The sequence below is a fragment of the Sphingomonas sp. PL20 genome (assembly GCF_017875905.1).
Classification (GTDB): domain Bacteria; phylum Pseudomonadota; class Alphaproteobacteria; order Sphingomonadales; family Sphingomonadaceae; genus Sphingomonas; species Sphingomonas echinoides.
The window spans coordinates 3,217,998-3,243,406 of sequence record NZ_JAGINH010000002.1 but is presented as its reverse complement, the minus strand read 5'-3'; the positions used below and the strand labels follow the sequence as shown (position 1 = coordinate 3,243,406).

At 63.7% G+C, this 25,409-nt stretch carries 20 protein-coding genes; 7 read left to right on the top strand and 13 right to left on the bottom strand.

Going from position 1 to position 25,409, the window contains the following annotated elements:
- Positions 1–11 precede the first annotated feature (11 nt).
- Positions 12–1,571, bottom strand: a complete 1,560-nt coding sequence (locus H4W01_RS15175) for a proton-conducting transporter transmembrane domain-containing protein (protein WP_334685295.1) — start codon at positions 1,569–1,571, stop codon at positions 12–14.
- Positions 1,572–1,681: 110 nt separating this feature from the next.
- Between H4W01_RS15175 and H4W01_RS15170 the strand changes: the two genes are divergently transcribed.
- Both H4W01_RS15170 and H4W01_RS15165 read left to right on the top strand, forming a co-directional pair.
- The gene (locus tag H4W01_RS15170) at positions 1,682–2,575 is read left to right on the top strand and encodes a LysR family transcriptional regulator (protein ID WP_209612059.1); all 894 of its coding nucleotides are present in this window, start codon (positions 1,682–1,684) and stop codon (positions 2,573–2,575) included.
- A 689-nt stretch (positions 2,576–3,264) separates the two neighbouring features.
- Entirely contained in the window at positions 3,265–4,626 is a 1,362-nt protein-coding gene (locus tag H4W01_RS15165; protein WP_006023603.1) for a tyrosine-type recombinase/integrase, read from the top strand.
- Positions 4,627–4,932: 306 nt separating this feature from the next.
- Here the strand turns inward: H4W01_RS15165 and H4W01_RS15160 are convergent, their stop codons facing one another.
- The 9 genes from H4W01_RS15160 to H4W01_RS15120 form a co-directional block, all read right to left on the bottom strand.
- On the bottom strand, positions 4,933–8,037 hold the full coding sequence (locus tag H4W01_RS15160; RefSeq protein ID WP_006023604.1) for a DEAD/DEAH box helicase: 3,105 nt from the start codon (positions 8,035–8,037) through the stop codon (positions 4,933–4,935).
- 11 nt (positions 8,038–8,048) lie between these two features.
- On the bottom strand, positions 8,049–8,285 hold the full coding sequence (locus H4W01_RS15155; RefSeq protein WP_006023605.1) for a DUF2158 domain-containing protein: 237 nt from the start codon (positions 8,283–8,285) through the stop codon (positions 8,049–8,051).
- 277 nt (positions 8,286–8,562) lie between these two features.
- The gene (locus H4W01_RS15150; protein ID WP_006023606.1) at positions 8,563–9,003 is read right to left on the bottom strand and encodes a DUF6527 family protein; all 441 of its coding nucleotides are present in this window, start codon (positions 9,001–9,003) and stop codon (positions 8,563–8,565) included.
- Entirely contained in the window at positions 9,000–10,172 is a 1,173-nt protein-coding gene (locus H4W01_RS15145; RefSeq protein WP_006023607.1) for a ThiF family adenylyltransferase, read from the bottom strand. The genes H4W01_RS15150 and H4W01_RS15145 overlap by 4 nt, the downstream gene beginning before the upstream one ends.
- A complete protein-coding gene (locus tag H4W01_RS15140; protein ID WP_006023608.1) occupies positions 10,147–10,893 on the bottom strand; it encodes a multiubiquitin domain-containing protein in 747 nt (248 codons plus the stop codon). The genes H4W01_RS15145 and H4W01_RS15140 overlap by 26 nt, the downstream gene beginning before the upstream one ends.
- An 81-nt stretch (positions 10,894–10,974) precedes the next feature.
- Entirely contained in the window at positions 10,975–14,376 is a 3,402-nt protein-coding gene (locus tag H4W01_RS15135; RefSeq protein WP_006023609.1) for a UvrD-helicase domain-containing protein, read from the bottom strand.
- A gap of 1 nt (position 14,377) precedes the next feature.
- On the bottom strand, positions 14,378–14,956 hold the full coding sequence (locus tag H4W01_RS15130; RefSeq protein WP_006023610.1) for a hypothetical protein: 579 nt from the start codon (positions 14,954–14,956) through the stop codon (positions 14,378–14,380).
- Positions 14,953–15,810 (bottom strand): response regulator transcription factor, encoded by an 858-nt coding sequence (locus H4W01_RS15125; RefSeq protein ID WP_006023611.1) that lies wholly within the window; start codon positions 15,808–15,810, stop codon positions 14,953–14,955. Before H4W01_RS15125 ends, H4W01_RS15130 begins: the two co-directional genes overlap by 4 nt.
- Positions 15,807–16,739 (bottom strand): nucleotidyl transferase AbiEii/AbiGii toxin family protein, encoded by a 933-nt coding sequence (locus H4W01_RS15120; protein WP_334685432.1) that lies wholly within the window; start codon positions 16,737–16,739, stop codon positions 15,807–15,809. The genes H4W01_RS15125 and H4W01_RS15120 overlap by 4 nt, the downstream gene beginning before the upstream one ends.
- Before the next feature lie 67 nt (positions 16,740–16,806).
- Between H4W01_RS15120 and H4W01_RS15115 the strand changes: the two genes are divergently transcribed.
- Positions 16,807–17,832 carry an IS110 family transposase gene (locus tag H4W01_RS15115; protein WP_159513066.1) on the top strand — a complete coding sequence of 342 codons (1,026 nt, stop codon included), beginning with the start codon at positions 16,807–16,809 and terminating at the stop codon, positions 17,830–17,832.
- A 206-nt stretch (positions 17,833–18,038) separates the two neighbouring features.
- Here H4W01_RS15115 and H4W01_RS15110 read toward each other — a convergent pair whose 3' ends face one another.
- From H4W01_RS15110 to H4W01_RS15100, 3 genes are all read right to left on the bottom strand, one after another.
- Entirely contained in the window at positions 18,039–18,239 is a 201-nt protein-coding gene (locus tag H4W01_RS15110) for a hypothetical protein (protein WP_334685294.1), read from the bottom strand.
- Complete coding sequence (locus tag H4W01_RS15105) at positions 18,236–19,066, bottom strand: DUF6088 family protein (RefSeq protein ID WP_006023613.1); 831 nt, start codon at positions 19,064–19,066, stop codon at positions 18,236–18,238. Before H4W01_RS15105 ends, H4W01_RS15110 begins: the two co-directional genes overlap by 4 nt.
- 75 nt (positions 19,067–19,141) lie before the next feature.
- The gene (locus H4W01_RS15100) at positions 19,142–19,771 is read right to left on the bottom strand and encodes a DUF6088 family protein (protein ID WP_006023614.1); all 630 of its coding nucleotides are present in this window, start codon (positions 19,769–19,771) and stop codon (positions 19,142–19,144) included.
- A gap of 256 nt (positions 19,772–20,027) precedes the next feature.
- On the opposite strand from H4W01_RS15100, the gene H4W01_RS15095 reads away from it, so the two are divergent.
- The 4 genes from H4W01_RS15095 to H4W01_RS15080 all read left to right on the top strand — a co-directional run bounded on the left by H4W01_RS15095 (position 20,028) and on the right by H4W01_RS15080 (position 25,397).
- Positions 20,028–21,221, top strand: a complete 1,194-nt coding sequence (locus H4W01_RS15095) for a hypothetical protein (protein WP_024338475.1) — start codon at positions 20,028–20,030, stop codon at positions 21,219–21,221.
- Positions 21,222–21,372: 151 nt separating this feature from the next.
- The gene (locus H4W01_RS15090; protein WP_006022621.1) at positions 21,373–22,491 is read left to right on the top strand and encodes a DUF3800 domain-containing protein; all 1,119 of its coding nucleotides are present in this window, start codon (positions 21,373–21,375) and stop codon (positions 22,489–22,491) included.
- A gap of 187 nt (positions 22,492–22,678) precedes the next feature.
- Complete coding sequence (locus H4W01_RS15085; protein ID WP_006022620.1) at positions 22,679–24,817, top strand: ParB/RepB/Spo0J family partition protein; 2,139 nt, start codon at positions 22,679–22,681, stop codon at positions 24,815–24,817.
- A 166-nt stretch (positions 24,818–24,983) separates the two neighbouring features.
- A complete protein-coding gene (locus H4W01_RS15080; RefSeq protein WP_006022619.1) occupies positions 24,984–25,397 on the top strand; it encodes a hypothetical protein in 414 nt (137 codons plus the stop codon).
- Positions 25,398–25,409 lie beyond the last annotated feature (12 nt).

Genomic DNA, 25,409 nt, shown 5'->3' with positions numbered 1-25,409 from the left:
TGTCGGCCGGCTCAATGCGACTGCCGCACTGTCCAGCCGCCGAGCAGGCGATCGAGCAAGGCATTGACATACAGGCCATTTGAGAGGTGGACGCGAAGGCCCGCTGCCGCCGGGTGATACGCCCATAGCGGGAACATCGCTTGCGCGATGGCGACGACGCCGAAGCTCAGGACGCCGAGCACGATCAGCGTCCATTCCAGCGGACCCGGCGCGGGCGTGGCGGGCAACGTGCCCGCCGTCAGCCAGTTCGCCAAAGCGTGCAATGTGAAATAGCCAAGCGATGCGGCGAGCGAATAGGCTGCCATGCGCCGCGTCAAGGCGTGCGGCGCGGCATCGGCCAGCCCCTGGGCGAGCAGATAGGCGACGCCAAAGATCAGGATCGCGCCGAGCGCGGTCCCCTGCACCGATGGCGCCTGAAACTCGAACGCCAGCGCGATCCCGGCATAGGCCGCGAGTGCTGCAATAAAGGCGCGACCGACCGCCTTGGCATTGGGGATTGCCACAGATCCCGGGCGGCGGAGCGCGGCAACCCGCTCGACCGCGCCACCCGAGGAAAGAAACGAATGCGCTTTGTAGAGCGAGTGCGCGAGGATGTGGAGCAAAGCGAGCGGAAACAAAGCGAGCCCGCATTGCATGATCATGAACCCCATCTGCGCGACGGTCGACCAGGCAAGCGAGGTCTTGACGGCCGGCTGGGTCAGCATGACCAGCCCGCCGAACAGCGCGGTGAACCCGCCGATCATCACCAGCACCGCCAGCACGGCCGGTGCGAGCAGCATGACATCGGCAAAGCGGATCAGCAGGAACCCCCCGGCATTGATCACGCCGGCATGGAGCAGTGCCGAGACCGGCGTGGGCGCTTCCATCACTTCCGTCAGCCAGCCATGCAGCGGAAACTGCGCGGACTTGAGCACCGCCGCGACCGCCAGCAGCCCGGCCGCCGCCAGCGCCACGCCACCGCCTTGGCCACCACGGGCGGCGTCCAGGATCGTCGCAATATCGCTCGTCCGGTATGCGATCGCCAGCAAGCCGGCCGCCGCGACCAACGAGAGGTTGGCGAGGCGCGCCGATACAAGCTTCTTGCGCGCGGCCCGCTGTGCCGCGACCCGATCGGGATAGAATAGCAGCAATCGGTGGATGCAGAAGCTGACCGCCATCCACGCCGCGACCAGTTGCACCAGCGACCCGGCGATGACGAGCAGCATAACCGCGGCCAGCGTAAGACACAGCCAGGCCATGAAAGCGCCCTGGCGTGCTTCCCCATCGAGATAGACCACCGAAAACCGCACCACGATCCAGCCGATGAACGTCACGAGCAGCAGCATCGCCGCACTCACACCGTCGAGCCGTGCGGACAAGCCGAAGCCGTCTGACCCGAGAACAGCGCTGGTTCCGGGCCCCGCCCCGATAAGAAGGGCCGCGCACGCAAGGGCCGCCGCGACGGCAAGCGCAGAGAAAAATTCGATGGCCTTTAGCAGCCCCCCTGATGGTCGATACGGCTTCAGAAAACCCATCAGCGCGGCGATCGACATCAGTAAGGGGGCCGCGAGGGGCAGGATGAAGATGGACAAGAAAAATCCCCGGTTGCTCGGCCTGGTGGCGTCAATGACGCGCTAGCGCACACTGGGCATGCAAAAAAAATTCATTGTTTAGCCGAAATCATTCTGTTTTATGAATGAATATGGCTGATCTGAACTACAACCATCTGCGCTATTTCTGGGCCGTCGCGCAGGATGGCAATCTGACGCGCACCGCCGAGCGGCTGAATGTCTCGCAATCGGCCTTGTCGGTGCAAATCGGCAAATTGGAAAATCAGCTGGGCCATCAGCTGTTCGAGCGGCGGGCGCGTCAGCTCCATTTGACCGAGGCGGGCCGGATTGCGCTCGATCATGCCGACGCGATCTTTGCGACGGGTGAGGAATTGCTCGGCACGCTACGTGAAACCGGCTCGGCGCGGCAGGTTGTGCGAATCGGTGCCCTTGCGACACTCTCGCGCAACTTTCAGATCAGCTTCCTGCGGCCGTTGCTCCACCGGAGCGACGTCGAAATCGTGCTGCGTTCGGGTAGTCCGCTGGAACTTCTGGCTGGCCTGCAATCGCTCAAGCTCGACGTGGTGCTGACCAATCAGACGCCGGCCAGCGACGCGCTCACACCGTTCATCACACACAAGCTTTCCGAACAGCCCATCAGTCTGATCGGATCACCATCGTTGCTCGGCAAGGTGCGCTCGGTCGCCACGCTCCTCGCGGCCTATCCCATCATCTTGCCGACCCTTGGCAACAGCATCCGTGCCGAGTGCGACGCGCTCGCCGACCGTTTGGGCGTCAGACTGCAAATCGCCGCTGAGGTCGACGACATTGCGATGATGCGCCTGCTTGCCCGTGAGGGATTTGCTCTGGCGGTCCTGCCCTCGATTGCCGTCCGCGACGAGCTTGCGTCGGGTGCCCTTATCGAAGCGGATGCACTTCCTGGTCTGGCCGAGACGTTTTACGCGGTCACAATCGGTCGCCGCTTTCCGAACTCGATTGTCCGGTCGCTTCTGGATGGCGCGGACGGGACATTCCCTGTCTCCTGAAGATGGGTCGCTTCCCGATTGGCGCTTTCCACCCAAAGTCCGGGGTGACGGCTTTTGGTACGAAGGCACTTGCCGGTGTATTTCAGGCGTAAGCTTATCCTAAGCGCGTACTGACATTGGCATCAACGCTTGGCTCGTCGAACGACAGAATGGGAGGGCAGCGGTCCGAAGTTGTTTCAGGTCGGACCAGAAAGTCGCAAATTCTCTGGTAGGAAAAGCTTGAGTGGATACTCTGACCTGATAATTAACCTTGCTATATCGGATTATTATCCGAAAAACTCAAATTTCTCCCGCGAATTCGTATTCGATCTGTGTTGAGAGCAGACCCCATCTGAATTGCAACCGGCTGCGCCTGACGATTCGTTTTATCGCGAGTTCATCTAATCGCATTTTGTCCGATGATGTTTTTCGTACGTTTTCCGTACGGCGACTGCGATGACCAGCTAAGTCATTGATTTTATGGTGCACCCGACTGGATTCGAACCAGTGGCCTCTGCCTTCGGAGCAATTTAGCCTGCCTATCCTAAATGCACGACAGGGCACGCTACAATGCGATATGTAACTGAAGATACTAGACAATTCGTATTTCCGCGCCGAACTGTCTATCCAGAATTTCGCTCCGATATCCATCCGGTTGCTTCCGTGGTGCTTCCGCGGAAGCAGCCCCTCACTAGCGAGGGGAACACCTCATGGCAAAGCTGACCAAGCGGATCGTGGACGCTGCCGATGTTCGCGAGAAGGACTATTTTATCTGGGACGACGAACTGCCCGGTTTCGGCCTCCGCGTGTTCGCCTCCGGCAAGCGCAGCTACCTCATCCAATATCGCGCTGTTGGACGCACGCGACGCTACACCATCGGCCTGCATGGCGTGTGGACGCCGGAGACAGCCCGGCAAGAAGCGAAGGTCCAACTCGGGCGCGTCGCGCGCGGCGACAACCCTTCCGAAGAACGTCAGCTCGATCACAAGGCCATCACGGTCAAGGAGCTTTGCGCCCTCTATACCGCTGATCTGAACGCGGGCCTCATTCTGGGTAAGGGCGGGCGACCGAAAAAGCCCACCACCATCGTCACCGACACTGGCCGTATCGAGCGGCACATCATCCCGCTGATCGGCGCGCGCCGGGTCAAGGATCTCACCAAGGCCGACATCAACAAGGTCTTGAAGGACATCATGGCCGGCAAGACGCGCGTCGCCGTCAAGACGAAAAAGCTGCGAGGAAAGGCCATTGTTCGTGGTGGCGCGGGCACCGCCACGCGCACCGTCGGCCTATTGGGCGGAATCCTCACCTACGCTGTCGATGCTGGGATTATAGAGGTCAATCCGGCGCACGGCATCAAGAAGCCCAAGGACAATGTTCGGAATCGTAGGCTGACCGAGGCGGAGTATCGCACCCTCGGGCAAATGCTTCGCGATGCCGCGGCGAACGAAAAATACGCCATGACCGTGGACATCATCCGGCAGATCGCGCTCACCGGCTGCCGCCGCTCGGAAATGATCTCGCTAATGTGGATCGAAGCTGACACCGACGCGAGCTGCATGCGCCTGGTGGACAGCAAGGAAGGTGAGTCCATTCGTCCAATCGGATTGCCCGTCGTCGAGTATCTGGAGGAACGGCGCAAGACCGCAGCGGGCACCTATGTCTTCCCAGGTCAGGGCGAGGACCATGCGTTCGGCAGCTTCCCGAACCATTGGGAACAGATTTTCAGCGACAGTCCGCTCGCCGGCGTCACCCCGCATGTCCTGCGTCACAGCTTTGCCAGCATCGCCAACGATCTCGGTTTCACCGAGGTGACCATCGCGGCGCTCGTCGGCCACTCCAAGGGCTCGGTGACGAGCAAATACATTCACACGCTCGACACTGCGCTCATCATGGCCGCCGACACGATCTCCGGTTACATCCAAGGGCTACTCGAGGGGATCGAATTCAAACAGACGGCCTACGCATTGGATCGTGATTCTCGTCGAGCTGCGCTTGACCTCTTCCTGACCAAAGCGGTTGGAGAGCCGGGGAACGAAGCCGAGGACGAGGAGCGTCGCTTGGCAGCTTGAGGCTTGCGATCAGCCACTGGTCGGCGAGCAATTCATCGCCGCCCACGATGCAGTCGAAAAAGCTTTTTGAAGAAATCGACGATCTTCGGTTTGGCGCCATCGGCGACCAGGTCATTTGCTCCGAACCGGCAGACCATCCTGACACTCCTGCACACCGAGCGCAGCCGTAGCGGCGCGTTGTCTCGTTCGACCGCTTGATCGCCCGCTGCCGCATTGGCTCCGCCAGCATTGGAGACTTTCTGAGGCAGGAACGTCTCGCAGAGGGGGCATCTGACGCAATCGCCTCACGCCCCCGTTGCGCGCAATTTAGGGCACATATACTTCAAGGATCGGGGCGGAAGGCGCCACCGCTTCGGCCCGACGCTTGGCAACGCGCTTCGCCGCATCGCGGACAAGTGCAAGCTTGCGCCTGTCCTTGTCCACGCATGCCAGAATTTGGTCATCAGTTGCGGCGTCGATCTGTTCGGGCTCACAGAGCTGCGCGGCGGCCAAGCGGCAATAGTCGCCCCGCAGCAAATCGGCTCCAGCGAATTGGGCGAGGTCGACGGCGGCGCTGGGCACGCCATATGTCAACCGGATCGCCAGACGTCTCACACGGTCACCGAGATCGAGCGTGGGGTGCAGGATCTCGGCGACGCGAGCCGCGACCGGCATCAGATCGCAAGTCCGCGCTGCGACCGCGCGTATGGGGCCGGCGGCGCCGCCAAACGCACCACCGAACTGCGTCAGCACGCGCTCGATCTCGCTCATGGCACGACCGGACACGAACAAAAGACAAGCGACCGCCTTCTTCGCACGCAGGGTCGCCTGATGATCTTCTGTTGTCCCGCGCTGAAGCGCGTTCAGGACGTGCCACGGCACATTCTGCCTCTGCAGCTCGTTGGGCCATAGCTGAGGCTCTTTCTGCGTGCTTTTTCGGTTGATCGGAAAAAGGAGTTGATCGACCTCGACCGTCGTTTGAGCTGCGGCAATCAGGACGGGATCGCTGATTTCTTGGGGCTGAAGCGAGCCGAGGCAATCTACGAGCGCGACGATGGACCCGACCTCTGCCGCGCTTTCGCCAGCGAGACGGCCCAGCTTGGTCAATTCATACGCGCCTGTAGCGTTCTTCTGCACCAGGCCGTGGCGTTCCAAATCCGCTAGGGCCGAAAGCAGATCCGGCCGGCTCCACTGCCACGCGCTATGGGCGCGCCGGGCTTGGAACGCGCCGAAGCTCGATTCCAGAAATTCGACAATCTCCTCGCTCGGCACGCCTTCGCCGGCCGCTCGTTGTGCCGCGACTAGGACGCGGATAATCAGGGAGCGTGGGTCGGTTGTACCGTCGAGGAAGCGGGACACCAAGTCTTCCGGCTCCGCGGTCACGTATCGCGACCACAGATCATGCTCGGCGCGCGGATCGAGCGCCAGCAGATACGAAGCTCCCTTCTCGGCGAAGCCAAGCCTTCCCGCGCGACCGACTAGGTTCTTGTATTCGGCTACCGAATAGGGCTCGTCGCCGGGATGATTCAAGCCGGCGATGATGACCGATGACGCGGGCGTGTTCACGCCCATCGCCAGCGTCGTCGTGGCTGCGATGACGCGCAGGCCCGAGCCGCTACGGCGAAATTCTTCCTCGATGACGCGCCGCTCTTCGCGGTCGAGATCCGAGTTGTGGAAAGCGACGCCGCGCCCCAGCGCGCTCCGCAAGTCGGCGCTGGCCTGCGAGGGATCGCCGCCGGGCATCTGCGTCAGCGCCTCGGCAGCCGGAGGCAATCCGAGCGACTCTGCGAGATAGTTGGCGCAGCCGCGGGCTTCGCCCTTGGTTTCGCGAAACACGATCACCTGCTGGCCTTCGGCCACAAGCTTGCGCACCAGCGGGATGATCCAATCCTGGCTGGATCCTTTGCCGCCGACAAGACGCCGAACGAGCGGCCCCTCAACCTGCTCATTGCCATTCTCCGGGTCAAGAAAGCGGAAATGCCCGGTGCCGAGCAACAAGCCCTCCTCAAGCGGAACGGGCCGCTCCGTGCGCCGCAAGAGCCGCGCGCCGAGCCATTGCTCAAGGCCGTTCGTGTCCCCGATCACAGCCGAAAGCGCGATCAGTTGGGGCTCGATCCCCTCACGCCGGCGCATCCGGATGAGCGTCAAAATGAACTCCAGATTCGCGCCGCGGCCACGGTCGGCGATCATCTGCGCTTCGTCGATCACGATCGCGCCGACCTGCGCCAGCACATGAGGGAATGTCAGCGCGATCGCGGCGAACTTCTCATAGGTCAGGAGACCGACATCGTATTGGCCCCGCAGCAGAGGCGCGATGTCGTCCGTCTCGCCCGTCGCTTCCACCGTGCGGACCCCGAAACCGCCATAGACGCTCTCGAAGTGCCGCCGCTTGTCTGCCACAAGGGCCTTAAGCGGCAGCAGAAACAAAGCCCGTTTGCGATCCAGCACGTTCCGGAGCGCCGCGAGCTCGCCCACCATCGTCTTGCCCGAGGATGTCGGGGCCGACACCACCAGGTTCTCGCCGTCCAGCACGCCGAAGTCGGTGATGGCGGAGATCTGAAGCGCATTCAAGGACGGGATCGCTCCAGCCCAGGCGGTGACAAGCGCGTCGGGGAAACCGGCCGACGAGAGGCTGGCAAGATCGGACGTCACCTTGGCAGGCAGACGCGCCGGGAAGGCCGCCCGATACTTAGCGCCCGGCACGAACACGGGCCACGCGACATCGCCGTCGATGCTCCCGCGCATGGTCGGGTTCTGCTCTTTGCCGCCCTGCAGCGCGGCCGCCCGGACGCGGCTCGTGACATGCTCGAGGAGGCGGTAGAGCGAGAGCTTGCCGCCGCTCACGACTTCCTCGGCGCCACATAGCGCCTCAAGCAGAAAGTGGGTCAGAAAGCCGTGCCCGAACCGGCGGTGCTCATAGGCGGGCTCGGTCGCCGCGGAGGCGGTGAAGATGATCCGACCAGCGCCGCCAAGCTGAGCCAGGCGCGCTTCGGCGGACAAAAGGCTGCGCGGCTTCGCATCGACGTGCAGAACCTTCGCCCCAATGCCGCCGGAAAAACAACAGTCGAGGAACAGGATCAGGCGCTTTGCCGGTATCCGCGAGAACCATTCCTGCAACAGCTCGAGCGGGATCGCGGAGCCGGCGAGATCATCTGGATTCGCGTCGTGGGTGACGAGCTCATGTGTCTCCGACCCATGGCCGGAGAACGCGATCACCACCGTATCCTCGGGGCCGCAGCCGGCCAGGTCGGCAAATGCGTCCTCAATCCGCTGCCGCGTGGCCTCCGCATCTGCCAGCAAGACTGTGCTGCCGCCCAGCGTGTCGAAGAACAGTGCCTCCAGCGCCGTCGCGTCGCGACGCGCGCAGGTCAGCTCATCAATGCCGGTCGAGCTATAACGGTCGATGCCGATGAACAGGCCGCGAAACGGCATGAGGCACCACGCTACGCCCGAACGACGCCGACGGAGAACGCGGCTCGTGGCTTCTCAGCCTTCTCCAGCACGACCGGCGCGAACGTGTCTTTCCGCGCGACCTGCTTGTTGCCCACCTTCTCGAACCAGACACACCAGACGGCATCCTCCTCCAGCATGGCCGTCTTCCCGACCTGCTCGACCGTCATGATCGGCCCGCCTGACTTCACCCGCACAAGATCGCCGGGCTTGAATTCGGTAGCATCCATTCTCCACGCTCCTTCTCGATGCCTATCTGTCCTCGCCAGGCACCGGAGGAGGTCGCAAGAAGCTCGCCCACGTCCCCACCACCATGAGTGGAGACGCGCACGTGCTAGGAGATCGCCCCATGCCTAACATCAATATATGGTGTGTCGGTCATTCCTTGCACAAGGATTTCGGCGAAGACCGTGTAAGCTCCTGATAGATGTTCTTGATTTGTCTCTTAGGGCTGCGCTGCGTTCCGAAGCGGGATAGCCCGACGGCAACCTGCCGTCGGGCCTATCGTCACGATCTGCCAGATAGCCAACGCCAGGCGCGGCGCCAGAAGCCGGGAGCCGCCTTGACGGGAGCGGGCTGAACGGCAAGTTCGATCGCTGGCGTCTGCCCGTAGAAGCGCGCTTTGGCAGCGCGGTCACGACGACGCTCGGCTTCGACCTGCTCGTCACTCCAGGGGCCGGCCTCGATCACCTTGCTGCGGTCGATCACATAGTGTGACCGGCATTTCAGCGTCCAATTGCCGATCGACGGCCGAAGGGAGACGGTCTCGCCATCGAACGTCATCTTCCAGTCCGTCGGCGTGAAGGGGGCGACGACCTCCTCGCCGCAACCGCAGCAGCAGCTGTGGGCTGATGTGGCATATTCCATCGAAACATAGAGAATGCCTGCCTCAAGGCGCTCAGGGATGTGTTCGACGAAACGATGTTCGAGTCGCTTGTGCCGTATCACGCGAGATCCCCGTTGATCAGCATGTTGCCGTCGGTGGTGTAGGTGCAGTGATGCTCGCGCTCGAGGTCGCGGTAGAAGCCGCGAATCTTCTTCCACTTGACGACCGCGAGGACAGCATTCAGGGCGTTGAGATCCGCGACCTGGATGTTGGAGGCGTAGATGTCCTTGGCGCCGCCGCCGACGAAGGAAATGCGCTGCCGCGCGTGATCGCGCTTCTCCGGCGTACTGGCGGTGACGCGCAGGATGCCGCCCAGCGACCCCTCGTCGAGCTCGAGCCCCATGCCAACATCGACGAACGCGGCGCCGATCGCCTCGAGCTTCTCTACGATCAGCCGCTTAGCGTCACCCGCATCGAGGGACAGGAACGCGAAGGTGACGCCGTCGAGAAGGTGAATGTTGTCGACGCCGAGCGCGACATCGTGCGCCACGATGTTCCGGTGCATCCGGCTGTAGATGCGCTTCAGGTATTCGACCTTCTTGGGCGCTTCCCGCAATTCCTCCAGGCTCGGAGCGCCCGGCGCGCGAAACGCGTTATGGGTCAGGAACTCGTCGCTGTCGAACAGCCGGATTTCCCGGACAGGCGTCTTGGCGACGAAATCCAGGATGTAGCCGCCGGTCCCCCCGACGCCGATGATGGCGACCCGCTCGTTGACGAGTCGCTCGGTCAGGACGCCGATCCCGACACGGTCGGAGGCGGTCTCGACATAGTTGAAGACGCTGTCCTCCTCCTCTTCCGGTTCGCGGAAGGTGCGAGGCGTCGCGCCGGACTTCAGCACTGCGGCCGGGCCCGCGAGGATATTCGCGTAGCTCGTCATCTTGTGGTGGTAGTCCGAGTAGCCGCCGTCTGGCTTGCTGGAGAAGCTGTGCGTCGCCTTCAGGCCGTGGCCGAGATCGAAGGCGCCGGCCGCATGCGAGATGCCCTGGATGGGCCTGCCGTCGGCGTGGCACGGGAAATCGCCGTCCCAGTGGATGACATGGGTGTCGGGCGGGCGCGTCTGATCTCCGGCCAGCGTGAGGCTGGAGATGAGGGTGCCGATGCGCACCTCCCGGCGCGCATCGACATACGGCACCTCGCGCATAACGAGATACCCGCCCTGCTGCTGGACGAAGTAGCCTTCGTCCCGCAGCCGCTTGAGGTCCGGATTACGACTGAACAGTGCGCGTGACATTGAACACCGTGCCCTTCTTCTTGACGTCGACGGAGCCGCCAACCCCGAGCTCACCGGCGGGCGGCGTCGACGCCGCGTGCCGATAGGTCATCGAGAAGACGACGTTGGGTTCGTGCTGGCCCGGGAAGGCGAGCTGGACGATCTGTTCGAACGTCACCGTGCGGGCGTTCACCGTGCGCGGCCGCGAATTGACGATGATCTCGAACGTCAGCCGCGCGGTGATGAACCGCTCGATGCCGGGCTGGACCAGATCGATCAGCTCGCCATGCTCGATCAGGCGATCTTCACCGCCGGGAACCTCGAGGAAGACGGCCTCCCCCTCGCCGGGCTTGGCGAGGCCGTAGAGCACCGTGCCGCTGATGACCGGCTTGCCCCAGAGCAGCTCGTGGTCGTTGAGGGTCAGCTTGAAGTCGCGGTCGGTCTGGAAGGCGATGAACCGCTCGGCGCCGCGCTCACGCAGGTCGAACGGCTCGTTGAGCCTCACATCCTCGAAATCGCCCGAGGGCAGGATCGCGATGAGGCTGTAACCGTCCCGCGGGTCGAGTGCCGCGGCTTCCAGCAACTGGCGGCCGAGCGGCACGGGATCGCTCACCACACGGGACTGGAAGTTGAGATCGCCCTGCGCGAGGAGAAAGCGATACCCCCGCGCCGGACGCAACGCCCGGCCTTCGCGCAGGGCGTTGCCGAGATCGTCGTAATCAAGAAGTTCTTCGGTGTTCATAAGATTGGGTCCTTAGGTTCGGCCGAGGCAGCGCCGCGGCTCTAAGGGTCCAATCGGAGCGAGGGAGGCCGACCGGTAAGGTCAGACGAACTTTTTTTGCAAGGGGCCGTCGGGGGTCTGCCCGCAGATGAAGAAGGCCGGGCAGTTCGGGCAGGTGCGCGACGAAACCTCGGCCGGAAACCGTCCGGCGCGGATGTCGCCGAGAAACTTTGCGAGCTTGTCCTTGCGCCCCTTCAGCTCCCGATCGGACAAGGCAAGCGCATGTGCCTCGCCGTCGGAAAGATGGACGAGCTCTGCGACCGCGCCGGGAAAGGACTGCCTGACCGCCAGCATCAGCGCCGCCGCGCCGACATCCTTGCCCTCGGCCGACCGCATGTGACCCGTGCGAATGCGGCGCACGGCGCGGATGCCGTCCGGCCGCACCAGCACCTCGTCCGGCCGAACGATGATCTCCTCGCCGCCGAAACTGAGGCTGAGCGCGACCGGCGCTTCGGGGACTGCTTCGGCGCGGTTCGCCAGGAAGAAGCGCAGCATTGCCAGCGCCAGATCGCGGAATTCCGCGCGATAGCCGTGCTCGCCGAGCCCCTCGCCGGCGAGCGCCGCATCGATGCGATCTTGCAGCGCCTGCTCGGACACGGGTCCATCCGACGCGATCACCGCCTCGACCACCACGCGAACCGCCTCATGCAGATGCATGAAGGCGGTCGCGGTTCGCCGGCCGCCGACCTGCAGGACATGCGTGTAGAAGAAGCGACGCGGGCAGGATTCATAAAGAGCGATCTGCGGGGCGCCTAACCGCAGCCGTCCGTCGACCACCAAATCGATATCCCGAGCTTCCGCGGCCACGGGAAGCGGCCGTGCCGGCACGAGCGAACGGCGTGTTAAGGTCGCCCCGAGACGGTCGAGGAATGGCGAAAGCGGTCGGTTGTGGCCGTTACTCTTCTCGGTCGGCGCATAAAGGATCAGGCGATCGCGGGCGCGCGACTGCGCCACGTAAAATAGGCACTCCTGCTCCTCGGCCTGACCTGCGCGGAACGCCTCCAGCGCACTGCCCTCCGCCCCCGCGATCATCCCGTCGGGCGCCGGACAGGGCGGCGCCGGCGGCGTGCGTGGGATCGTGTCGCTGTTAAGCCCAGGAATATGGACGCCACCGAACTCTAGGCCCTTGGCGCCATGGATGGTCATCAGCCGCACGGCGTCGAGATGCTGGGCGGCCGCCGGCAATTGGCGCAGGTCGCGGTCGTCGCCGAGCCGCACGAGCCTGCGCACACGATCGAGCAGGCGCGTGATGGGCAGCCCGCGTCCGGCCGGTTGTACCCGCACAAAGTTGAGGAATTGCCAGATCGCGATGCCCCGTGTGCGGTCGGCGAGATCCTCCGACGCGCCCAGGCGCGCGGCGATGCGTGTGCGATCGAGCAACAGCGTCGCGAGCACGGTCCAGGGCGAGGCCGTCTGATCGAAACCATCGAGCGCAGTCGCGAGCTTGGCAACGGTCTGCCGCCCCCTGTCGCTCAAACCGGGGATCGCCTCGCCATGCCGCAGCCAGCCCGCCGGCGCGTGCTCGGCCGCCCGCAGATGGTCGAAGACCGCGACCACATCGGCAAAGGAGGTGGCGAAGTCTCGCCAGCAGGCAATGCGCACCAGGCCCATGGCGCGCCGATCGACCAGGATCGAGAGGAGAGCCAGGAGATCCTTGACCTCACCCCGCTCGAACAGACTTCCCAGGAAGAGGACCGGCACGCCGAGCCGTTCCAGGTCCTGCCCGATCGTCGACAGCTTTTCGTTGCCGGTGCACAGGACCGCCTGGTCACGATAGGCGTAGCCGTCACGCCGCAGCTCCTCGATAGCGTCGGCCAGGGCGACCTGCTGCTGCTCGGCGCGCTGGACCGTGCGCAACTCGGGCCTATGTCCATTGGCGTCGCGGTCCGCGTCGAGGCCACTATCCGCATCGCCGGCGCGCATCGTGATCGCGAAACTGGAGAAGCTGGCGACAATCTCCGGCACCGAACGATAATTACGCTTCAATCGACCGCGATTGCCACCGGCGAAGTCCTCCTTGCCGAACCGGGTTATGTTGAAGGATGAGGCACCGCGAAACCGGTAGATCGACTGCTTGGCGTCGCCGACCATCCAGAGATTGCGGCCGTCGGGCCGCAGTGCGCTCAGCAGCCGCACGCTGCTGCGGTTCACGTCCTGATACTCATCCACCAGGACATGATCATATTGCGCCTGCAGCGCCGCGCAGATGGCCGCCTCCTTTTCGAGCAGTTGCACCGGCAAGGCGACAAGATCGCCGAAGTCGATGCAATGCGCGTTGCGCTTGAGCTGTTCGTAGGCCGCGTAGACGCGGGCAACCTCGCCGGCGCGTTCCGCCGCCTCGCGCGCATCCGAGTCCTGGGCTTTCGCCTGCATGGCGTCGGCGAGCGCGGCGTAGGTTTCGGCGTCGACCACCTCATCCTTCGCCCGCGATACGGCGGCCAACATGTCGGCAATGATCTGGGTCGGATCGTAAAGATTGCGGTAGTACGCGAGCCTAAGCCGCGGGAACTCCCCCTCGAGGAGTTCGACCGCTTCGGTCCGGTCCATCATCCGCGGGTCCTTCGGCAGGCCGAGCTCCGCATGGAAACGACGGATGATATCGAGGCCGAAGGCATGGAACGTGCCGATCCACATCGCGGCCGCAGCCTCGGGCCGCTTGCGCGCGATCCGCTCGGCCATCTCGCCCGCTGCCTTGTTCGAAAAGGTCAACAGCAGTATGCGCCGTGGATCGACGCCCTCGCCTAGAAGGCCCTCGACGCGCGCGATCAGCGTCTGCGTCTTGCCGGTGCCAGGCCCCGCCTCAAGCAGATAGGCTTCGCCGCGATGCGCCGCAGCGGCCGCTTGCAGCGGATTGAGCGGCCGTTCGACATGCGCCGCAGTCGCGGCGGGAGGCACGGGCGGCAGCAGCAAAGCATCGAACAACTGCTGCGCGACGACCTCGAACGGCGCGCCGAGCTTCGCGGCGATGGCGGACGCGGCGAGCCCTTGGTCGACATGGAGCGCCCGCGCGACGGTGCGCGGAAGCAGCAGTTCGCGCGCGAACAGGTCCATCTGGACTTCGCGGCGTTGCCGGCGTCCATAATCGACAACCCGATCCATTCCGACTGGTGAGGGCTCGGCCGGGCGTGCCGGATCAATCATCGGCGCCGCTTCGCCACCAGGATCGTCGCCCAGCTCGACATGGCCGATCTCATGCGCCACGAGGAAAGCTTGCTCGAACGGAGAGCCCATATTCTCGTGAAGAATCAGATCGTCGGCGGCGACGAAAGTCGCGCGGCCGCCATTGAGGACGGCTGCGCCGGCGGCAGTCCGTTCGACATCAATCCCCCGCCGCTTGGCCTCGGCGACAGCAAAGTCATAGGGCGACCAGGGATCGGCGCCGGATGCAACGAGGCGAGCGTGAAGCTCGGCGGCGACTTGCCTGGCGAGCTCCACACTGTCCATGTCAGTCCGCCTCCGCCAACAGCCGGGCGCGCTTCTCGGCCGGGACGCCGGCATCGATCAGCACTTGCTCGAAGGTGACCTGCTCGCCGGCCACCGGTTTGCTGTCGGCCTTATAGCTGCGCGCGACAATCAGGTGCGCTGGCCCCCAGGACGACTCCAACTGTGCGACAGAGCTGCGCATCGCATCCGCCAATATCGCCAGGAAGCGTCGCGGGATACTGACGAGAGAGACCCGCCGTTCGCGCAGTGCGGTCACGACCTGCCGGGGCACGTCCAGACGCTGCGCGACGGCGCGCCAGTCATCGACCGTCAGCGCCGCGAAAGGGTCGGCTGCTGCCGCCGGCATAACCTTCGCGTGTTGCGACCAGGCAGCGTCGATCAGCGCCCGATCGGTAGCAGAGAGGGGTGCGGCATCTTCATAAGCCTCGCGGCTGAGTTCGCGCGAGAGGTCGATGAGCTCCCCGGCATATTCCGGGTATAGCCGCAGATAGCGTTCCAAGGTCGACCGGCCAGGCTCGCTCTCGACCGCGAACGCGTCGAGCACGGCCTCGCGGGATGGACGTCCGCCGCCGGGGCTCACCGCTCGTCTCCGTCGGCCATGGCAGCTCGCAGGGCGGCGAAGGCCTTGTCGCGGTAGGTTCGGACGGTCTTTTCGGAGCGGCCCAAAGCCTTGGCGATGGTCATGACGTCCGGCTCCTTGGAGTCGATGGGGAAGCCCTGTCTCAACATGTGAATGATCCTGCTTTGTTCTGTCGGTAGAGCTTCAATCGCTGCATCCAGGCGCGACCGGTAAGACGGGTCGTCGAAATCCGACACGGCGAAGGGATCGTGGGTCCCTGCGGCCGCCTCGACCTCCGGTGACAGTTCTCCGCTCTCCTCGTCATATTCGAGGGGCTGGGAACGGTTTTCGTCGCGCCAGGCCTTTTCCTGCGCATCGCGCCGCAGGCTCGCTAGCGCGCCATCGAAGCGCACCTCGAAGTAGTCGACCTTTTCGTCGTAGGCGGCGCGGTCCGCCGAAAAGAGCTCGACGAACCGGCCGAACACCTTGTCGCGCACGACCCCGCGCGTCAGCGATTCCGTCTTTCCATCGGAGCTTTCCGCCCTGGGCAAACTGCGCAGCACCCGTTCGGTCAAGATCCGATAGAGGCGCTCGAACCACACCTCGTTGTTGTCGCGACGGCTCGCGCGAATGAAGTAAACGAGACATTCGCTCGGGACGTAGCCCGGGTCCGAGCGCTTGGTGATTTCCGCCCTGGCGATCAAGCCATCACGCGGCAGGACTGCCAATTCGGCGATGAGGGCTTCTATCTTCGGGTCGCGCTCGTAGAGTTCGCCGCTGAGGCGGCGTTTGCGCAGCGGGGTTACGATCGCTTCGCCCGCGCCACGCGCGTCTGCCTTTTGCCCGGTGTCGAAAGCTCCCTCCAACTGGTTCATCGCGCGGCCCCGCCTCCCGTATCGCCCTTCTTGTTGAGACGCGTCTCGAGCGAGCCGATGCTGTCGAGCACCGCCTCGAAATCCGGTGGATCGCCAAAGATCATGCCCTGCATGGCCCTGTAGTCGACGCGCAGTTGCTCGATCATCGCGTCATGCGGGGCGAGTGCAAACGAGCCAGGCGCAGCGCTCGCGAGATCGAAGTCCGGTCGATTGAAGAACATCCGGGCGTGCGCGACGCAATCCGCACCGAGCGCCGGATCAGCGATGGCGGCGGCGCCGACGCGGGCCGCGGCGAGCTGGTGCAGGTCATAATAGTGACGGGAAACGCGTTGGCCGCCCCCGCGCAGCTCGCCGCGCTTGTCGAACCAGCGCCGCAGCCCATGGAGGATGACAACCTTGTCCCAGAAGGTACGTTCCGGATCGACCGTGCGGACGGCCGGCACGGTCAGGTCGAGCGCCGGCAGATCATCATCGACATAGGGTTTGATCGGCACTTCGCTGTTCGGATCGAGCGCGGATTTCGCGCCCGACTCGATCTTGATCGCTGCCCGCACATAATCCGATCGCGGCGTCGCCGCGGGATACCAGATCAGAAGCGTCTGCCCGTCGGGATCAGCGTCATCGGCTTCCACTCGGGCCGCGCCGGCATCGAGGCCGGCAGCCTGAAGCCGGTCCTGCAGGATCTGCGTCAACTCAGCCCGCAGCGGGCCGTTGATGTAGGCTTGGCAGGCGTCCTTGATCGCATCGAGGCGCGCCCGGCGCTTTTTGCTACTCAGCGCTTCGAGCTCCTCGATGGTCGCCGGCTCGCCGATGTCGTCCCGAAACACCGTGACATCAATGTCTTCGGAGAAGCGATTGATCAAACCAAACCCTTTGGACAGGGAGGTTCCACCTTTGAAGAGGAGGCGGGGTCCGCCCTCTTTATGGATGGCTCGCCCCTTATCCGAATCGTTGTCATCCTACGACAGCAGGTCGTTTGAGGAAGGAGCGAAGGTCATGGACGTATCGGTTCTGGGAATTGATCTAGGCAAGAACAGCTGCAGCGTGGTTGGGCTGGATGCGACCGGCAAGGTCGTCGTCCGCCGACGGATGCGCCGCGACACGGTCATCACATACGCCGCAGGTCTGCCGGCTTGCGTCGTGGCGATGGAGGCCTGCTGCGGAGCTCATCACATGGGACGGGCGCTGGCACGACAAGGCCATGCCGTTCGGCTGATGTCGCCGGAATATGTCCGTCCATACGTTAAGGCGCAGAAGAACGACGACCGCGACGCTGAGGCGATCGCGGAAGCGGCAACACGGCCGACCATGCGGTTCGTCGAGTTGAAAACCGAGGAACAACTCGACATGCAAACGCTGCATCGCATCCGTGACCAGCTTGTCGGTGATCGCACCTCGTTGATGAACCAGATCAGAAGTCTTCTTCTGGAGCGCGGCTACATAGTCCCGCAAGGACGCGCAAAGCTTGCCGTCCGGCTGGGTGAGATGCTCGATGGTGACGAGCCAGTGCTGGGCTCTCGTATCCACCGGCTCGTCAGTGATATGCGTCTGCGCTGGATTGCCCTTGATGACCGGATCGCAGATCTCAATGCCGAGTTTACCGAGGCTGCCCGCTCGGATGAGCGAACGCGGCGCCTCCTGACTATTCCTGGTATCGGCGCGCTGAACGCGACGGCGCTGGTAGCTGCAGTTGGCGACGCTCGAACATTCGGACGGGGCAGGGATCTTGCCGCGTGGCTTGGGCTCGTGCCGCGTCAAGCAACGACCGGGGGTAAACCGCGATTGCTCGGCATTACCAAGCGCGGAAGCCGCTATCTGCGGAAAAACCTGATCCAGGGTGCCCGGGCATCACTACCGACGATGAGCAAGAGCGACACACGACTTGGCGCCTGGCTACGCGGCCTTTTGTCGCGTTCCCATCACAACACCGTCGTGGTGGCGCTAGCGGCCAAGATGGCGCGCATCGTCTGGGCGCTGCTGCGTCATGAGCGTACTTACGATCCAGCCGCACAAGCGGCGTGAACGAGATCAGCCGATGCACCTTGCACCGGCTGGATGATGTCTGCGGGAGGTAAGTGAAAGATGGCCTGACAGTCGACCGGTGACCTGGAACCCTATGGCTTAAAATGGCACTCGATGCCGGCCCCTTTATGAGGACCAGGACGCGCGGATCTCCATCTTGGCCAACGACCTCGCGTCGAAAGGCCGGATACGTTTTCGCAGACTGCTCAGAACATCAGACACAAACCGCTTGCCGACGGGGCGAGCCATACGTTCAAGCCATTGAACAAGGCATCCAGCGTCCAGCAGACCCAGAAGTCCTTCTCGATATTCTGAGACGCCGTGCCGAGGCGTAGCGCCGTCGTATCGAAGGCGCTCAACATCGCGTCCGACCCGGCCGCGAGAACCTCGTCGAAAGCCGGATTCATGTCTTCACCGCCCGGGCTGCACCGCGCTTGGCAGTTTGTGCCTTCTGCGGGGAGAGCGGCTTTCGCTTGGGCCGGGCGACGGCAGCATGACGCTGATCATCGGCATCGTCCGCCGTTCTTTGTTGATGACGATCATGATCAGCATCATCACGATCATCATCGACGTGCCGACGACGAACGCCGGCGTCGCTTTCAACGAGCGGCTTGAGAAACACCCACATCCATGTCGGAAGAGCTGTCATACCGGCAGTGAGATCCGCTTTGAGGGGCGGTCCCACCGTGGGATCTTCGAAAAGATTGGCGAGCTTGCGCCTAACCTGATCACTTTCTCCTTCACGAACCAGGAGATCGCGCAGCCAGTGAAGCGCTTGGACGACGCGCATCGCTGGTCGTCCGGCCCAGAATAGCTTGCTGGCCGCGGTTGGACGGAAGGTGATCGTTACGTTGCCGAGCTTGATCGCGCGGCGCCGAGCGTCGGTGTGCACCACGATTTTGGCGGGGACGGCGTCAGTTAGGCCCAGATCGTTCGCCGCGGTCATGCCGTCGACAAGCATCCGGGTTTGGTCACGTCGCCCGACGGCGTCGATGACTGAGCGCGGATCAGGCGGATTGGGTTTCTGGGTGAGTTTGTTGAAGCCAGGCTGATCGTAGAGCCCACGATCAATCCGCCTAAGGATTTCGACCTTCGTCAGCCGCTGCAACGCCTTATCGACCGCGTCCCGCGAGGCGAGATCGACGAAGTCACTGGGCGTCCAGACCTTGCGTGGCGCATCCGCACGGATGCGCTCGAGCATGGCTTTCTTCAGATCGGGCGAGTCGGTGTTCATGTCCGAAAATTGTAGTCCTTTTTCGGACGCGAACCAAGTGGATTGTCCGAAATAAATATACAAATTTCGGACAATCTAAATAGGTAGGCCGCCCACCTGAGAATGGCTCCTTCGGCCGTATGCAACTTTGCCGACCGTCCTGGCGAGCCAGCTCGGTAGCTGGGGCGCGACCGCGACGAGTTCGCCGAACGTGGAAGACGGCAACTTGCGCTTCAACGTCATCAAGGCGGCTTCTGCCTTTTCCGGCCCCAGCCAGGCGAGCGCTCGCACCGCCTGTCCGGCGGGCCGATCGGCCAGCGCCAACTGCCAGCGCGGCGCATGCCGCAGCTCGACGACCTGCTGGCCCAGATTCATCGTCCGGCTACGGCCCGATGTCAGATAGACCGACCGGACCGGCACCTGTGTCGTGAGGCCGAGCGCGTTAGCGGCCGCGGCACCGTTCGACACGATGGTTTCGCCGCGCTGGAGCGCGAGGGCTTCGACGGCCTTCTCGACGGAGGGCGCGCGGACGCCGAACCGACTCGAAACCGGGCGCAGATAGACGCCGCGCCCGGCACGCATCAGCCGGCCACGTTCAGCCAGTCGCGACAAGGCTTGATCCACCGCGGCGCGATTGCCGAGATGGAGCAGGCTCTTCGCCGCGATCGGAGCGCCCTCGGGCAAGCCCTCGGTGTGCGCCAGAATCTGTTCGGTCAGTCGTTGCACGGCACTTCTCCTGTCAGAAATATATGCGGTTTTCTGACAGTTTTCAATCTCCCCCAAACCGACTGGAAGGGCCAGCGATTGAGAGGGGGCCTGGAGGGGAAAGCCTTCCCCTGCGGCCGAGCCCAGGGTCTCGGCCGACCCCTTCTGCGGGGAGACCCCGCAACGCCCTCATTAGAGTGAGAGTGTGGACCGGATTTCCGTGACGGGTTGAGGGTCGGGAGAGAGTCTTCCGGCGCCCGTCATGGAGTTTGATCCCATGAACATGCAGGTTCTCGATGCCCGGCGCGACGTGAGTGGCGGCTGGAAGGTGGACATCAACCGCGGCGAGCGCATCGGTCGGGTTTCCTCGGAGTGGTTCTCGCGACCCGACGACGAGCGCTATCTCTCGCTCGCCGAACTCGGCCGGACCGTCCGCGAGCGCACCGAGCGCAGCCGAACGCGCGTTGTCGAATCCGCGCTTATCCATGTCGAAGCCAGCCGCACCGATCCCGAACGGCTTGCCCTGATCCTACCAGGCGCCGACAAGCCCATCGCTCCGACGCACTGGAGTTTCGGTCAGCTCGCGAGCCAGGTCGGCGCGCCGGCCGCCTATCTGCGGCAGCTCCCCGCCGCGCTCGCCGGCATCAACCTGCAATATGGGCTGACCGCCCACCGCGCCGAGCAGATCAAGACCCTCGAGACCGACGACGGCCGCGTCGAGCTGCGCGCCGTGACCGGCCCCGACTACGGCCGGATCTACGACCACGAGCTGGTCGAAGCCGTGCAGCGCATCGCCGGCAACGGCACCGGCGACACCCGTTGGAAAGTGCCCGGTGTCCTCGACTGGTCGACCGGCGTCTATAATCCGCGCGTCGACATCACCAAGGACACCACGACGCTCTACGCTTCCGATCGCGACGTCTTCCTTTTCCTCGTCGACGATCTGAATCCGATCGAAGCCGGCAAGCTCGCGGATGGATCGCCCGATCTCTATTTCAGGGGCTTCTATGCCTGGAACAGCGAAGTGGGCGCCAAGACCCTTGGTATCGCGTCCTTCTATCTCAGGGCCGTGTGCCAGAATCGCAATTTGTGGGGCGTCGAAGATTTCGAGGAGATCTCCATCCGCCATTCCAAATACGCCGCTTCGCGCTTCGCCCATGAGGCGGCGCCGGCCTTGCTCAGCTTCGCGGACTCCTCACCGCAGCCGTTCATCACCGGCATCAAGGCGGCGCGCGAACGCATCGTCGCGCACAAGGACGAAGAGCGCACCGAATTCCTGCGCCGCCGCGGCTTCTCGAAAGCCGAGACGGGCAAAATCATCGACGCGGTGCTGGCCGAGGAAGGCCGCCCGCCGGAAAGCATCTTCGATTTCGTCCAGGGCATCACCGCCGTCGCGCGCGACAAGCCCCACCAGGACGCGCGGCTCGAGCTCGAAGGCAAGGCCAAGAAGCTGCTCGATCGCGCCGCCTGATCCCCGCAATGCCGGAGATGCGGTTGTCCGTGTCTCCGGCTTTGCGTCCCCTAGCCATACTGTTTCCGGGCTGTCTTGTGGCCCAGATCCAGGTCACCTATTCAGTGGTGCGGCATGGAGCACAATCGCCAAACGAGCGACTGGATACAGAATGCTAGAGCAGGCGCCTGCGGAATATTACATCGATGAAAGCGGCAATACCGGCGACCTGAGCACGGTCAAAATCGACTCCTACTTCGTCGAACAGCGCATGTTCGCCTTGGCTGCATTCGGCTGCACGCTCGACCAGGACTTCACCGATAAATTGGGCGCACTAAAAAAGGCGCACCGCATCCAGTCGTCGGAGCTCAAATCAAAACAGGCTTATGACAAGCCGCGCTTCATCTTTGATCTTCTGGACCTCCTTGAGACGCGCCGCGCCCCAATCTTTATCGAGCTTGTCGACAAGCACTTCTTCGTTGTCGTGAACATCATCGAGCGAATGGTGGTGCCCTATGTGGGGGAATGTGACACTCAACCTGGCGCCCTTTGGATGAAGGGCGTTATGGCGAACTACATGGCGCTATATGCACCTCCCGAGCTGGCTCACGCCTTTGCCGCATGTTGCCAAAGCAGAGACCACGCGGAAATACGCGAACTTTACAAGCAAATAATTCGGTGGGCGCAGGGAAGCGGAGTTCCGCCTACTGACGTGGCGGCGGGGATCATCCGTTTTGCGCGCGACAGCTTGAAGGACTTCCGCAAGCTGCCGAAAGCCAAGGCCGTCGAGCGGGCATTACCGATTCCCGACAAGAATCCCGCCGGGAAGCTGCTCTGGGTTCTGCCGAACCTGACATCGTTCACCAACATCTACGCCCGGATCAATCGCTTCGCGCGAAAGCAGGTTTCCGGCGTGACGCTGTTCCACGACGAGCAATTGCAGTTCGGAGACATTCTTCTGCACAACAAGAAGCTCGCAGAGGACCTGGCGCAGCTTGGCGTGAAATTGCCCCTGCAGACGGCCGACTTCGAATTCTCGCAGGCGGCCGACCTGCAATTCCAGCGATCGCACGATTCTATCGGCATTCAGGTCGCCGACGTCCTCGCCGGTTTCATCGCGCGATATGTACAGGACGCTGTGTGGGGCGGCGCCCCCATGCATCCTGACAAGGTAGCGATTTTCCGCCGCCTCGTCGCAACAGGCGACCGCAGCTTGGGTTCGGGTGTCAACTTCGTCGCGCCCGACAACATGATCCGCTTCCTCGGCATCGAACCGCGCTCGAATTTCTAGGGCGGCATCAAGCCGTCATGGGCGAATACGAAGGACTGGCGCGGGATCATCGCCGGTTCTGGCAGTGACCTTACCGATGGCGTTTGATGGTGTCGCTGCCCTCCTAGAGTGAGAGGGCGGTGCTTCGCTTCGTGACGGGTTTAGGGTCGAGAGAGAGGCTTTCGGCGCCCGTCGCGGAGTAAGTCTCATGGCAACTGCCATTCAGAAGATCACCCTGTCGTCGGCGCAGGACATCCCCTTCAACAAGCTGGTGCTGAGCCAGTCGAACGTCCGCCGCGTCAAGGCTGGCGTCTCGATCGACGAGCTGGCCGAGTCGATCACCCGGCGCGGTCTCATCCAGTCCCTCCACGTCCGGCCGGTGCTCGATGCCGACGGCCAGGAAACCGGCATGTACGAAGTGCCGGCGGGCGGGCGTCGCTTCCGCGCGCTGCAGCTCCTCGTCAAGCAGAAGCGCCTCACCAAGACCTCCAAGGTGCCGTGCGTGGTGTCGGACGCCAATGCCGACATCCTCGTCGACGAGGTGTCGCTGGCCGAGAATATCGAACGCGCCCCGCTGCATCCTCTCGACCAGTTCCGCGCGTTCCAGGCGATGCGCGAGAAGGGCATGACCGAGGAGGCGATTGCGGCTGCATTCTTCGCGTCCGTCCAGGTCGTGAAGCAGCGGCTTCGCCTCGCGGCCGTCTCGCCGTCATTGCTCGATATCTATGCCGAGGACGGCATCACGCTCGAACAGCTCATGGCCTTCACCGTCACCAACGATCATGCGCGTCAGGAGCAGGTCTGGGAGTCGGTTCGCAATAGCTGGCAGAGGGAACCCTACCAGATCCGGCGCATGCTGACCGAGACCGCCGTCCGCGCATCCGACAAGCGGGCCGTATTCGTCGGCATCGATGCCTATGAAACCAACGGCGGCTGCGTGCTGCGCGATCTCTTCCAGGATGACGACGGCGGCTGGCTGCAGGATCCTGCGCTGCTCGATCGCCTGGTCGCCGACAAGCTGAAAGCCTCCGCCGAAGCGATCGCCGGCGAAGGCTGGAAATGGATCGAGGTGGCGATGAGCTTCCCCTATGGCGCCACCCACGGCCTGCGCGAGATCGTGGGCACGCCGCTCGACCTGACGGCTGACGAACAGGCGACCATCGAGGCGCTCAACGCCGAGTGCGCCAAGCTGGAGGCCGAATATGAGAACGCCGACGAGTTGCCGGACGAGATCGATCAGCGCCTTGGCGAAATCGAAACCGCGCTCGCCAGCTTCGACGAGCGGCCGGTCCACTACGAACCCGCCGACATCGCGATCGCCGGGGTCTTCGTCAGCCTGGACGCCGACGGCACGCTGTCGATCGACCGCGGCTATGTCCGACCCGAGGACGAGATCGCCAACCAGGCGGGCGATGGCGAGGGTGAAGAGCAGGATGGCGGCGACGATGACGCTGACTATCCGGCGTCGCCTTCGGTCCAGCGCGCGGTCATCACCATCTGCGGCAAACCTGCCGAGCCCGAGGAGGAGGACGAGGACGACACGATCAAGCCGCTCCCCGATCGACTGATCACGGAGCTGACCGCCGATCGCACCCTCGCGCTCCGCGACAAGCTCGCCACCGATCCCTCGGTCGCCTTCGTCGCCGTCCTGCACAAGTTCTGCCAGGACGTGTTCTACGGCGGCAGCCAGTACGGCTTCGCGATGGAGGTCAGCGTGCGGGGCACGACCTTCCATTCGCAGCCCGAAGGGCTTCGTGACAGCGTCTATGCCAAGGCGATCGAGGCCCGGCACGATAGCTGGCGCAAACGGCTCCCGGCCAAAGTCGCTGATCTCTGGGATGGGCTGGCCGCACTGACTGGCCCCGAACAGGCCGAACTCTTCGCCCATTGCGCTTCGTTCGGCGTCAATGCGCTTTATGAGCGGGCCGATCGCTACGGTGGCCGTGTCTCGGCGCATAGTGTCGAACAGCGCATCGCCGAAGCCGATCGCCTGTCGCTGGCGGTCGGGCTCGACATGGCCGAAGCCGGGTGGCGGCCGACCGTCGCCAACTATCTCGGCCGCGTCACCAAGCCCCGCATCCTCGAAGCGGTGCGTGAAGGCGCCGGCGAGCGCGCCGCCCAACTCATCGCACATCTGAAGAAGGGCGACATGGCGACCGAAGCCGAACGTCTCCTCGCCGAGACGGGCTGGCTGCCCGAACCGCTGCGCAATTCCGGCGCCGATGCCGAAAGCACCGAGGCGGACTCTGGCGAGGGCGACGAGGCGTTGCCGGACTTCCTCGACGGCGATGACGAGGAGACCAACACCGATGATGAGGAGGAACGGCACCTCGCCGCCGCGGAGTGACGGCGGTCCTCATCTGACTTGACGAGCCCGGCGTCCCTTCGGGGGCGTCGGGCTTTTTTCATGCGCGCCGATCGAGAGGGAGAGTTTGGCCCGGACGTGGCGAGCCGGACATGGAGGAGAGAGCGCCTGCCGGCTCTCCCGTTCCCTGCTCTCCGGGAGTGGCCTCATGGCCGACTATTTCACCCATTTCTCATGCCTGCTCGATGTCGGCACGCCCGAGACCGCAGCCCGCGCGCTCGATCTCTACAACCAACTGTCCGAGGACGGAGCATCCGAGGAACCGCCGTCCGATGGCTTCCTCCTGTCCATCCAGCCCGAGCATGGCGGCTCCAAACTCTGGATGCGCGACGATGTCACCGGCGATCCCGAACGGCTGATCCAGTTCGTCATACGCTGCGCCGCCGAATTCCACCTCACCGGCCGATGGGGCTTTCAGTACGCCAACACCTGCTCCCGGCCGCGTCTCGATGGCTTCGGTGGCGGCGCGCATGTCCTCGATCTCGCGACCGGCGAAACTGTGGCGTGGATCTATACCAACGGTTGGCTCGCCGAGGTGATCGATGGCGGCGATGGTGCCTGACATCATCGAGAC